The 11966-nt window shown below is 32.4% G+C and carries 14 protein-coding genes; 10 read left to right on the top strand and 4 right to left on the bottom strand.

Features of this window, described 5'->3' with window-relative positions:
- Nucleotides 1-8: 8 nt before the first annotated feature.
- Complete coding sequence (locus tag ACNFIH_RS01110) at nt 9-1547, bottom strand: DEAD/DEAH box helicase (RefSeq protein WP_035643785.1); 1539 nt, start codon at nt 1545-1547, stop codon at nt 9-11.
- Nucleotides 1548-1656: 109 nt separating this feature from the next.
- A complete protein-coding gene (locus ACNFIH_RS01105; RefSeq protein ID WP_426485116.1) occupies nt 1657-2190 on the bottom strand; it encodes a DUF6155 family protein in 534 nt (177 codons plus the stop codon).
- 105 nt (nt 2191-2295) lie between these two features.
- On the opposite strand from ACNFIH_RS01105, the gene ACNFIH_RS01100 reads away from it, so the two are divergent.
- Nucleotides 2296-2583 carry a DUF3817 domain-containing protein gene (locus ACNFIH_RS01100; RefSeq protein ID WP_035643781.1) on the top strand — a complete coding sequence of 96 codons (288 nt, stop codon included), beginning with the start codon at nt 2296-2298 and terminating at the stop codon, nt 2581-2583.
- Nucleotides 2576-3832, top strand: a complete 1257-nt coding sequence (locus tag ACNFIH_RS01095; protein WP_426485115.1) for a mechanosensitive ion channel family protein — start codon at nt 2576-2578, stop codon at nt 3830-3832. Before ACNFIH_RS01100 ends, ACNFIH_RS01095 begins: the two co-directional genes overlap by 8 nt.
- A gap of 134 nt (nt 3833-3966) precedes the next feature.
- Here the strand turns inward: ACNFIH_RS01095 and ACNFIH_RS01090 are convergent, their stop codons facing one another.
- The gene (locus ACNFIH_RS01090; RefSeq protein WP_426485114.1) at nt 3967-4395 is read right to left on the bottom strand and encodes a hypothetical protein; all 429 of its coding nucleotides are present in this window, start codon (nt 4393-4395) and stop codon (nt 3967-3969) included.
- 126 nt (nt 4396-4521) lie between these two features.
- On the opposite strand from ACNFIH_RS01090, the gene ACNFIH_RS01085 reads away from it, so the two are divergent.
- From ACNFIH_RS01085 to ACNFIH_RS01070, 4 genes are all read left to right on the top strand, one after another.
- Nucleotides 4522-4926 carry a glyoxalase gene (locus ACNFIH_RS01085; protein ID WP_426485113.1) on the top strand — a complete coding sequence of 135 codons (405 nt, stop codon included), beginning with the start codon at nt 4522-4524 and terminating at the stop codon, nt 4924-4926.
- A gap of 9 nt (nt 4927-4935) precedes the next feature.
- Nucleotides 4936-5436 carry a hypothetical protein gene (locus ACNFIH_RS01080; protein ID WP_426485112.1) on the top strand — a complete coding sequence of 167 codons (501 nt, stop codon included), beginning with the start codon at nt 4936-4938 and terminating at the stop codon, nt 5434-5436.
- An 11-nt stretch (nt 5437-5447) separates the two neighbouring features.
- Nucleotides 5448-6026, top strand: a complete 579-nt coding sequence (locus ACNFIH_RS01075) for a Crp/Fnr family transcriptional regulator (RefSeq protein WP_426485111.1) — start codon at nt 5448-5450, stop codon at nt 6024-6026.
- 74 nt (nt 6027-6100) lie between these two features.
- Complete coding sequence (locus tag ACNFIH_RS01070; RefSeq protein WP_426485110.1) at nt 6101-7072, top strand: quinone oxidoreductase family protein; 972 nt, start codon at nt 6101-6103, stop codon at nt 7070-7072.
- A gap of 113 nt (nt 7073-7185) precedes the next feature.
- On the opposite strand, the gene ACNFIH_RS01065 is transcribed toward ACNFIH_RS01070, so the two are convergent.
- A complete protein-coding gene (locus ACNFIH_RS01065; protein ID WP_426485109.1) occupies nt 7186-9162 on the bottom strand; it encodes an alpha-ketoacid dehydrogenase subunit alpha/beta in 1977 nt (658 codons plus the stop codon).
- A 174-nt stretch (nt 9163-9336) separates the two neighbouring features.
- On the opposite strand from ACNFIH_RS01065, the gene ACNFIH_RS01060 reads away from it, so the two are divergent.
- From ACNFIH_RS01060 to ACNFIH_RS01045, 4 genes are all read left to right on the top strand, one after another.
- Nucleotides 9337-10287, top strand: a complete 951-nt coding sequence (locus ACNFIH_RS01060; RefSeq protein WP_426485108.1) for an isopenicillin N synthase family dioxygenase — start codon at nt 9337-9339, stop codon at nt 10285-10287.
- Between the two features lie 105 nt (nt 10288-10392).
- Nucleotides 10393-10725, top strand: a complete 333-nt coding sequence (locus ACNFIH_RS01055; protein WP_035643764.1) for a translation initiation factor — start codon at nt 10393-10395, stop codon at nt 10723-10725.
- 99 nt (nt 10726-10824) lie between these two features.
- Nucleotides 10825-11700 (top strand): nucleoside phosphorylase, encoded by an 876-nt coding sequence (locus ACNFIH_RS01050; protein ID WP_426485107.1) that lies wholly within the window; start codon nt 10825-10827, stop codon nt 11698-11700.
- A complete protein-coding gene (locus ACNFIH_RS01045; RefSeq protein WP_426485106.1) occupies nt 11693-11956 on the top strand; it encodes a hypothetical protein in 264 nt (87 codons plus the stop codon). Before ACNFIH_RS01050 ends, ACNFIH_RS01045 begins: the two co-directional genes overlap by 8 nt.
- Nucleotides 11957-11966: the final 10 nt, after the last annotated feature.

Raw genomic sequence — 11966 nt, 5'->3', positions numbered from 1 at the left:
TTTTAAAATCAATCTGGTTCGTTCATGATTTTTTCACGGTATTTTTTACCGATCAATAAAGTCATGTTCTTTTTATAATCGTCAACCAGCCATTCACGGTAGTTTTTACTGCATTGGCTTAAACATTTAGCGTAACGCTTAATACGGCATTCAATATCATCGTCAAGTTCTTTTCCTAATGATTTTGCTTCCTGCAACGTTTCAGTATTATCTACACACATTGAAGCGTGCTGTTCTAGAGATTTGTCCAATACAATTTTTGAACGTAAATTTTGTTTAATTGCCAGTTTATGTTCTTCATCTACATCAAAAGTCACATCGGCAGTTTTGCTGAATTTCGCTCTTAATTCAGGCGGCATGCTGTACTTGAAAAACATTTCGATCTCTGTATCATCTCGAAGATTTTCAAGATAAAATTCTGGAGATTTAAAAATGTGTTGCCAGTTTACAGGCTCGCTCCATAATCCAAAACGAGCGGCGTTATTTCCTAAATCAATTACAGTAAATTCGTCTTTTCCAGGCAATTTACGAGATCCTCGGCCAATCATCTGAAAGTATAATGTAAGCGATTTTGTTGCTCTGTTCAAAATAATAGTTTCTACAGTTGGCTCATCAAAACCAGTTGTAAGGATTCCGACAGAAGTCAAAATCGCATCCGGAGTTTTCTTGAACCAAGCCAAAATATCTTTACGTTCTTCAGAACTGCTTGTGTTATCAAGGTGTCTGATGTCGTAACCTGCTTCTCTAAAAGTATCATATACATATAATGAAGTATGAATACCATTATTGAAAATAAGCGTTTTTTTACCCAAAGAACGCTCTGTATAAGCATGAAGCAATTTTTCCTGCATCATTGTATTGGTATACAAATCGTCAGAAGATTTTACAGTATAATCACCGTTGATACCTACTTTTAACGAAGTCAAACCAACATCATAACTATAAGTTGTTGCTCTTGCCAAAAATCCTTTGTCAATCAATGAACCAATTGTATCGCCAACGATCAATTCGTCATAACTCTGGTGCATTGGCAATTTTATATTCGAACTCAATGGAGTTGCTGTTACTCCAAGAATAAAAGCATTTTTGAATGAGTTTAATAATTTTCTGAATGAATTGTAGTGTGCCTCATCAATAATAACCAAACCAATATTGTCCAGATGTAATTTTTCATCATTAATACGGTTTTTCAAAGTCTCAACCATTGCCACAAAGCAAGAATAATCATTTTGATCAGGAAGTTCTTTTACCTTGCTGTTGATTATTTTATTGCTTACGCCAAAACCTTTCAGCATTTTTGACGTTTGTTTGCAAAGCTCGATTCGGTGCGTTAAAACAACCACTTTTTTGTCATTATTCGATAAATAACGACGCACAATTTCTGAGAATATCACTGTTTTTCCCCCACCAGTTGGTAATTGATACAATAAATGGTGTTTTTGAGGAGCATTGTCTAAACGGTCAAAAATGGCGTCAATATCGCCTTTTTGGTACGCATAAAGTTCTTTTTTCTCTTCTCTTTCTATTTCTAAAGTGTTTTGAGACATTGTTTATTTTTGGATTTTTGCAAAAATACACCGAAAAAACAGTTATTCATCGTAATTTAACCTAAAATAAATGTTTTTTTTAAATAAAGATTTTTTATGAGAAGTGCATTTAAAGGTCAATTTTGTCTAAAATCGCTTCAAAATCGTACTTGTTTTTCCATTTTTGTTGAACAGTTTCATCATGAATTGCAATAATTCTTGCTTTATATTCAGTTAAAATTCCGTTTGAAATTAAAAAATTAACTGCTTGTTCAAATGAATTAAATATACTTTTGTAAAACAAATCTTGCTTTATGAGGTTTTGAGAAGAATACGTTTGGGCTATTTCGATGTTATAAAGCATCAAATCGGCAATTACAAAAGAATCGACACCAAGAGAAATAAAATGCTTAATTATTTTTTGAGCAACAGAGCGACGCATTTTTGCTTTCGGGCGCCATCTTGCTCCTGGTTTTTTGATTGGAAAATATTCATGCGAGATTTTAACCTTTGATTCCTGCAAAAGTTTGTCTTCTTTCGGATTAAAGACGAAATCATAATACACTTTTACGGGACTGAATTTTTCATACAGCTCAATTAGTTGTTCTTCGAGTTGTTCTTTACTTAATTCGGCTAAATATTTTTTTAAATCGCGTTTGCTCATTATCAAAGTTTAAGACTGTAAAAATAAATTACTTTTCTGACACATAACTTAAAAACCAATCCTAATACTTAATTTTGCTTCCATAAATTCAAAAAATACATCTATATGCTCAAGATTTTTAAAGTTACTGCCATTTTAGAAGGAATATCATACTTAGTATTGTTTGCTAATATGCTTATTATAAAAACCAATAATCCTGAACTTTATCATACATTATTGCGTCCGTTAGGAATGACACACGGTGTTTTGTTTATCGGATATATTGTTCTTGCTTTTTTATTGAAAAAATCAATGAACTGGGATTTAAAGACTTTCGGAATCATTTTAATTGCTTCTCTTGTTCCGTTTGGAACTTTTTATATTGAAAAAAAATACTTAGAAAATAATGCATAAGCTTTTGGATAAAATATTTAATTTTTTATATCCGATTTTCAGAGATTGGGGAATGAGCCGCAATGTGGCGTCATACACCAGTCTTATTTTTAATATAGCCATTTTGGTGGCATTGGCTTATATTATTTATTATGTTGCCAAATTTGTTTTAGTTACTCTAACCGCCATTTTTGCGCAACGTACTAAAACTAAATTTGACGATTATCTGATTCAGAACAAAACAACAAGATATACCGCTTATTTAATTCCGTTTTTCTTTATTTATAAAGCGGTTCCCGTAATTTTAGACAAATATGAATATTGGGAATCTATTTTCGGGAAAATAGTTGGTGTTTATATTGTATTGCTGGGTTTATGGATTGTTCGAACAATTTTTAATTCGCTTCGAGATTATTTAAAACAGAAACCTGAATATAGCGATAAACCTATCGATAGTTTCGTTCAGGTTATCATGATTGTGCTCTGGATTTTTGGTGTTGCGCTTATTATTTCGACTTTATTCGGAATCAAAAAAGGCGAATTGCTGACAATTTTAGGGACACTTTCGGCAATTATTATATTGATTTTCAGAGATACAATTCTTGGTTTTGTTTCAAGTGTTCAGGTTGCGATTAACGATATGGTTCGTATTGGCGACTGGATTACAATGGATAAATTTGGTGCCGACGGTGATGTAATCGAAATCAATTTGACGACAGTTAAAGTTCGAAATTTTGATAATACGATTACCACGATTCCAACTTACGCTTTAAGTTCAGATTCCTTTCAAAACTGGCGCGGTATGCAAAAATCTGCCGGACGCCGAATCAAAAGGCATGTTTTGATCAAAAGCAGTACAATTCGGTTTTTGAATGATGAAGATTTGGCGCAAATGCGAAAAGTACAACTGATTTCATCTTATATAGATACAAGACAAGCCGAAATTGAAAAATACAATGATCTTAGAGGAGTTGATAAAACACTTGCACTTAACGGTCGAAATATGACCAATTTAGGTTTGTTCAGAAAATATATTATGCAGTATCTTGTGACGCATCCTGGATTAAATAAGGATATGCATATCATGTGCCGCCAGCTGCAATCAACTGCACACGGAGTTCCGTTAGAAATTTATGCTTTTTCAAGCGATAAACGCTGGGCGAATTACGAATATATCATGTCTGATATTTTTGACCACGTTATGGCTTCTGTTGAATATTTTGACCTTGAAATATTTGAACTTCCTTCTAAGATTGGAAGTTTAGAATAGAATATTTAACCTCAAAGAACGCAAGGTTTGCAAAGTTTTTACACAAAGCTTTGCGAACCTTGCGTTTTTATTTAGTGCATTATATAAAACCTTGCGCCCTTTGCGGTTAAGCCAACATAAAGCTTGAAAAAGAACTATTTCTTAATTTCTTCAAAAACAAACTTTGGGTCGTTATAATTTAGTGTTCCCTGAATAAAACACGGAAGACTCATATAAGTTCCGATTACTCCATTTCCTGAGATTAGTTTGTCATCTTTTTTGAGAAATGCCAAAGGAATTCTCTTCCAGCTTCCGCCATTTGAAATATAATGAAAATCGCCTCTTAAAGTATCTCCTTTAATATCTCCCCTAACATCACCAGAATCTTTTCCGATTTGATGATACAGAATTTCATATCGACCAAAAAAACGTTTTTCGTTGATGTTAAGGACTAAAATTGCAGTATCTTTTTGATTTACGGCGCGATAAACGACTTCTTTATAATCAGTTTTATTATCTTTTGAGTTACAAGAAATAATAAAAATCATAATTAAAAACAGAAAAAGTAACGTGTTTTTGTTCATAATAAATTTTTAAAACCAGAGAAGTGACAAAAGTACATTTAAAAGCTAAAACTTAAATTTTGTTAAATAACTTATCTGTCAATTTAATTTTTGTATCGTAATTTTTTCTAAATTTAAAGAAAAAACATGGCAGATAGAGACACTTTTTTAAGAGAATTCAGAGGCGAAACTTTAGGAACTGTAAGTGCTCAATCTTCTTCAGATGAGATCTTTCAAAACCAGACGATTAGACCTATTTTGAAACTTCAAAACGATTTGTTTATTGCAGTTTTTATAAACTACATAAATAAAAACAAAGCCGATTTTTATTCTTATTCAGTCGAAAAGAAACTTCAGACTATAGAAAATTCCATTCAAAAAGATATTAAGTTCCGTAATTCCTTAAAGGGAATTGTCATGGCCCTTTTTACACTTGAAGAATATGAAACTTATATTCAGAATTCTTCCAGTTTAAACAAACGTATGATGAATTTATTGATTGACCGATTAAAAAGTCAAGTGCAGTTGTTTGAAATGGAAACTAATAATTAATTCTTTTAAATGTCAATTAAAACTTTTTGGACCATCCTAATAAAAATACTAGGATTATGGATGTTATATCGGATTTTAACAATTTTACCAGAATTGATTTCTAATCTTTATTTTATTTATGAAAACGGTGATTCTAAAGATTTGGTTACTTTACTTTTGAGTATTCTGATTGCAATTTTATTTTTTAGTTTGATAATAAGAGTCTTTCTTTTTAAAACTCAATGGATAATTGAAAAACTGAAACTTGACAAAGGCTTTGAAACCGAAACTATTGAAATACAATCAAATGAAAATAGAATAATTACAATTGCCCTCATTGTAATTGGAGGATTTATTTTTATCGAAAATCTTCCAATTTTATTGAAAGAAATAGCTGTTTTCTTTCATGATAAAGCGCAATTTAAAGATTATCCAAAATCAGGATGGATCATTTTTTATCTTTGTAAAGCAGTTTTAGGATATTTATTGATGACCAATAGTTTTAGAGTTGCAAAATTTATAAAAAAGTAATTGAAGCAGAAATGTTTAGCCAATTCCGAAATAAATTCCCTTTAACCGACCAAAAATGGAACGAATACACTAGCTATTTCAATCGTATAGAAGTTCCAGCTAAAACAGTTCTTATAGAAGAAGGTGAAATTTCGAAAAAGCTTTTTATAATTGAAAAAGGCTGTATCAGAGTTTGGTTTAACAATAACGGAAAAGATTTGACTTCGCAGTTTTTTTTCGAAAATCAAAGTGTGGCTTCTATTGAAAGTTTCATGAAGCAATTTCCGAGTCCGGTTGTGGTGGAAACTATTGAACCTTCAATTTTATGGTGGATCAGTAAAAAAGATGTCGATAAAATTTTAGAAGAAATCAAAGAAATTCCCGAATTAAGAGATCGATTAATCAATATACTTTTTCAAAGAACATTTGATTATATGAAACACTTTTTTTCTTTTATAAAAGACTCCCCTACTCAGCGTTATCTGGATTTAATTAAAGAAAAGCCTCAAATTATCCAGCGAGTTCCGCAACATTATATTGCTTCTTATCTTGGCGTAAGCACGGTCCATCTAAGCCGAATCAAAAGTAAATTGGTTCATAAAAAAGACTAAAATAGTATTTGATAACAAATGTTATCGTCTACCGAAAATGGAGTTTCGAACTTTGCATCATAAAATTTAATATTATGAAAGCAGCAGTAGTTTATACGAAAGGCGAAATGCCTAAATATGCAGAATTTGCAGAACCAATTGTTCAAAACGAAAACCAAACTTTAATTTCAGTAAAAGCCGTTGGTATTACAAATCTGGATAAAGGAAAAGCCTCAGGAAAACATTATTCTTCAGAAAACAATAAAGAAAATGGCTTTGTAATTGGAAGCGATTGCATTGGTTTGCTCGAAAACGGAACTAGGGTTTATGCCCGAGGAATTTCAGGAACAATAGCAGAAAAAGCAATAATTGATAAAAATATATTGGTAAAGCTGCCTGATGGAATAAGTGATGCCGTTGCAGCTTCGTTGCCAAATGCAGTTGCAGGTTCAGCAATGGCTTTGCGATTTCGTGCCAATATCAAAACCGGAGATACTGTTTTAATCAACGGAGCAACCGGATTCACAGGTCAAATCGCAATTCAGATTGCTAAACATTATGGAGCAAAAAAAATAATTGTTACTGGAAGAAATGAAAAAACACTTGAAAGCCTAAAAGAATTAGGCGCAGATGAAACAATTTCATTAAAACAAAACAATGATGCATTTATTTCTCAATTAAAAGAAATTCATCAAAACACACCAATTGATATTATTTTGGATTATCTGTGGGGACATCCTGCTGAGTTGATTCTTTCAGTTTTAAAAGGAAATGGATCTTTTACTAATAAAATAAAATATGTAACAATTGGCGGAATGGCTGGTGATAGTATTCAATTATCATCTGGGATTTTAAGAAGCGTAGATCTTCAATTATCTGGTTCTGGTTTAGGAAGCTGGTCAAAAGAAGAAGTAAAATTATTATTTTCAGAAATACTTCCGGAAATGTTTCTTTTGGCAGCTCAGAATAAATTGAAAGTTAATATCGAAACTGGAAATCTCGTTGATATTGAAGAAATGTGGGCAAGAGAAGTTTCAGACGGAAAACGATTGGTTGTTCTTATCTAACTTAATAATTTTAAAAGAAAAAAGGTTTGACAAAAATGATTGTCAAACCTTTTTTTTAAATTCTCTTCTTAAGTCGTAAGATGTTTTTATTCAGATCTGTATACTTTTTGGAACTAATATTTCAATAAATCCAAAAGCATTTCTTCAAAACGATCTTTTGCCAGAAACTGATCTTCCAAAGCTTTTGTAAACGGAATTGGAGAATCCAAACTTGCAACTCTTTTTACAGGACCATCTAAAAATTCAAAACAGTTTTCCATAATCAAAGAAGAAATATCGCTTGCAATTCCGCCAAACATAGTATCTTCCTGATAAATAATGGCTTTTCCTGTTTTTTTTACAGAAGCAAAAATCGCTTCAGTATCTAAAGGCTGTAATGTTCTTAAATCAATTAAATCAGCATCAATTTGTGGATTCTTCTCTAAAGTGTCTAAAGCCCAATGAACAGTTGCTCCGAAAGCTATTATGGTTACGGCGTTTCCTTCTTTTATTAAAGCTGCTTTTCCAAAAGGAATCGTGTAATAATCCGTTGGAACATCTTGATAAATACTTCTGTACAATTGTTTATGCTCAAAAAACAATACCGGATTTGGATCATTTATAGAAGTATTAAGCAGTCCTTTTGCATCATAAGGAAAAGCTGGATAAACTACTTTTAAACCAGGAGTTTTTGTAAACCAGGCTTCATTTGTTTGCGAATGAAAAGGTCCCGCCTGAGTTCCGCCGCCACAAGGCATACGAACCACAACATCAGCATTTTCACCCCAGCGATAATGTGATTTTGCCAGTAAATTAACAATCGGATTAAAACCAGTTGAAACAAAATCGGCAAACTGCATTTCTACAATCGCTTTATAACCGTTGATTGATAATCCCATTCCAGTTGAAACAACTGCACTTTCACAAATTGGCGTATTTCGGATTCTTTCTCTTCCAAAAGCATCTACAAACCCTTCTGTAATTTTAAAAGCGCCACCATATTCAGCAATGTCTTGCCCCATAATGACTAAGTTTTTATTGCGCCACATCGATTGTTCCAAACTATTTCGAATAGCATCAATAAAACGGATATTTTTTACTTCTTCACCATGAGTATATTCTTCGTATTCAAAAGGTTTATAAACATCATCTAATTCTCCGCTGTATGTAGGGACAATTTCAGGTTCAGCATTTGCAATGGCTAAATTTTCATCAATTTCTTGTTTGATTTCGTGGTGGAGTTGTTCGTCAAAATCAGGTGTAAGAACATCAATTTCGGTCAAATATTTTCTATAGTTCGTTACAGGATCTTTGGTTGCCCATTCGTCCATTAATTCTTGCGGAACATATTTAGTGCCACTCGCCTCTTCATGGCCACGCATTCTAAAAGTTTTAAATTCCAATAAAACCGGACGTGGATTGATCTGCATTTCTTCTTTTAACAGTGAAAGTTTGTTGTAAACTTCCAAAATATTGTTTCCGTCAATAATATGGCTTTCCATTCCGTAGCCAATGCCTTTGTCTGCTAAATTTTCACATACATATTGTTCATTTGTTGGTGTCGAAAGCCCGTAACCATTATTTTCAATGACGAACATTACAGGTAATTTCCAAACTGCCGCAATATTTAAAGCTTCATGAAAATCGCCTTCGCTGGTTGCGCCTTCTCCCGTGAAAACGGCTGTGATTTTTTTATTATTCTGAAGTTTATTGGCTAATGCAATTCCATCTGCGATACCCAATTGTGGTCCAAGATGCGATATCATCCCAATTATCTTATATTCCTGAGTTCCGAAATGAAAACTGCGATCTCTTCCTTTTGTAAAACCGTTAGCTTTTCCTTGCCATTGCGAGAATAATCGGTGAAGCGGAATATTTCTTGTAGTGAAAACACCAAGATTTCTATGCATTGGCAATACATATTCAGATTCATCTAAAACAGCTGTAACACCTACGGCAATAGCTTCCTGTCCGATTCCAGAGAACCATTTTGACACTTTACCCTGACGAATCAGAATCAGCATTTTTTCTTCGATTAATCGAGGTTTAAGAATTTTTTTATATAAATCTAATAATTGAGCGTCAGTTAGGTTTTGTCTGTTAAAGATCATTGGGTTTATGTTTTTTTAGTGTTTCAAATATAAAAAATTATAACAATTCTATTTGTTTTTGTTATAAAATTTCAATTTTAATCTAACTTTTAAAATTCAATTCTAAAATATTCTCTACCTTTGTTTCTGAAAGGTTTTTCGATACCTTTCATCTTTAAACAAAAAATGTAAAGTATGCAAAACATTCCTAGTGTAGACTTACGTGATTTCCTTTCGGACGACCCGAAACGTAAACAAAAATTTGTAAATGAAATCGGCAGTGCATTTGAAAACATTGGCTTCGTAGCCCTAAAAGGTCATTTCTTAGATGATCAATTGGTAGACGAGCTTTATAGCGAAATTAGAAAATTTTTCGCTTTGCCAATAGAAACTAAGCATAATTATGAAATTCCTGGTATTGGCGGACAAAGAGGTTATGTATCTTTTGGAAAAGAACATGCTAAAGGACGCAAAGAAGGAGATTTAAAAGAATTTTGGCATTTTGGTCAGTATGTTGACAAAGATTCAAGATGGGCTTCAGAATACCCAGACAATGTTGAAGTAAAAGAATTACCACGTTTTAATGAAGTTGGTAAAGAAGCGTACCAAATGCTTGAAAAAACAGGTGTTTATGTGCTAAGAGCTTTAGCTTTGCATTTAGGTTTAGATGAGTTTTATTTTGACAATTATGCTAAAGAAGGAAACTCAATTTTAAGACCAATTCACTATCCTCCAATTACTTCTGAGCCAGAAAACGCTATTCGCGCGGCTGCTCACGGTGATATCAACCTTATTACACTTTTAATGGGTGCTCAAGGAAAAGGATTGCAAGTTCAAAATCATGATGGAGAATGGATTGACGCCATCGCAGCTGATGATGAATTAGTAATTAACGTTGGAGATATGTTGTCAAGACATACAAACAATAAATTAAAATCAACAATTCACCAAGTGGTGAATCCACCAAGGGAATTATGGGGAACTTCTCGTTATTCAGTTCCGTTTTTCATGCATCCAGTAAGCGATATGCGTTTGGATTGTTTGGAAAACTGTATTGATGACGAAAATCCTAAAAAATATGAAGATATTTCTGCGGGAGAGTTTTTACACGAACGTTTAGTAGAATTGGGTTTAATTAAAAAATAAAACCTAAAATTCTTAATTTTAAAATTCCAAATTCCAAAAAATACCTTATTTTGGAATTTGGAATTTCATTTTTACATAACTTTAAATATTCGAATTTAATATATTATGGATTTAAAAGATCAGTTGAAAAACTTATTTCCGGATCACATGGAATCAAATGAACCTGAAGAAATTCAGGCAGAAGAACATGTATTATATGTTCAGAAAGAACCTATGATTTGTAAATTTGAAAAACGAAAAGGAAAAGCCACTACTATAATTGAAGGTTATGAAGGTTCAGATGAAGATTTTAAAATCTTAGCCAAAGAAATCAAAACAAAACTTAGCGTTGGCGGAACTTTTAAAGACGATTCAATCATTATTCAAGGTGATTATCGTGACAAAATCATGGCTATTTTAAAAGAAAAAGGATTTAAAACAAAACGTGTAGGAGGCTAAAAAGTTTCAAGTTTGATGTTTCAAGTTCCACGTTATGGAAATCTGAAACACAAAACCTTAGCGCCTTAGCATCTCAGAACCTTAGCACCTTATAAAAAAATGATACAAGCGTCAGAATTAATACTTAACCCAGACGGAAGCGTTTATCACTTAAATCTTCGTCCTGAACATATTGCACACAACATTATTTTTGTTGGAGATCAAAACAGAGTTGAAAAAATTACTCAGTTTTTTGAAAAAATCGAATTTTCGACACAAAAAAGAGAATTTAAAACCCAAACTGGAATTTATAAAGGAAAACGTATTACTGTGATTTCTACTGGAATTGGTCCGGATAATATTGATATTGTACTAAATGAATTAGATGCATTGGTAAATATTGATTTGGAAACGCGTACACCAAAAGAGAATTTAACTTCTCTGAATATTGTCAGAATTGGAACTTCGGGTTCTTTGCAGGAAGATATTCCTGTTGATAGTTTTGTGATGTCAAAATTCGGACTTGGACTTGATAATATGCTTCGCTCCTATTTTATTGATGATGTTTCAAATGCTGCTATTGAAGATGCTTTTATCATGCATACAAATTGGGATATCCGAAAAGGAAGACCTTATGCAATTGCATGTTCTGAAAAATTAGAAAAAATCATTGAATCAGAAAAAATCTTTAAAGGAATTACGGCTACTGCAGGCGGTTTTTATGGTCCGCAAGGACGCGTTTTGCGTTTGAATATTCAAGACGAAGAATTAAATAATAAAATGGATAATTTTGATTTTGATGGCACTAAAATCACTAATTTAGAGATGGAAACAGCGGCAATTTATGGGTTATCAGCACTGTTAGGACATAATGCATTATCTTTAAATGCCATTATTGCCAATCGTGCATCTGGAACTTTTAGCGAGGATCCTTATAAAGCTGTTGATGAACTTATTACATATACATTAAATAAATTAGCACAAACTAATGTTTAATTTTTTTATTGAACATTTAATTTATAAGCCGTTAAGAAAATTTACTTTAGGCATGGGAGGTTTGTTTAGGTGGAGTTTTTTTCAGCTGCTAAATATATCAATTGAAGAAAAATACCCTAAAAGTTTAGAGTATTATTGGGATCATGATAATGAAAGCCCTGATAAAAATGGATTGAATACCGCCCAGAAAAATTTATTTGCGGGTTTTTTACTTTTTATTTGTTTTATAATTTTGATTGATAAAATAGAAGGTTGATATTTAATTA

The organism is Flavobacterium sp. 2 (assembly GCF_049949195.1).
Taxonomy (GTDB): domain Bacteria; phylum Bacteroidota; class Bacteroidia; order Flavobacteriales; family Flavobacteriaceae; genus Flavobacterium.
Note: the sequence above shows the minus strand (reverse complement) of the source record. Positions and strands in the feature narration are given on the sequence as shown.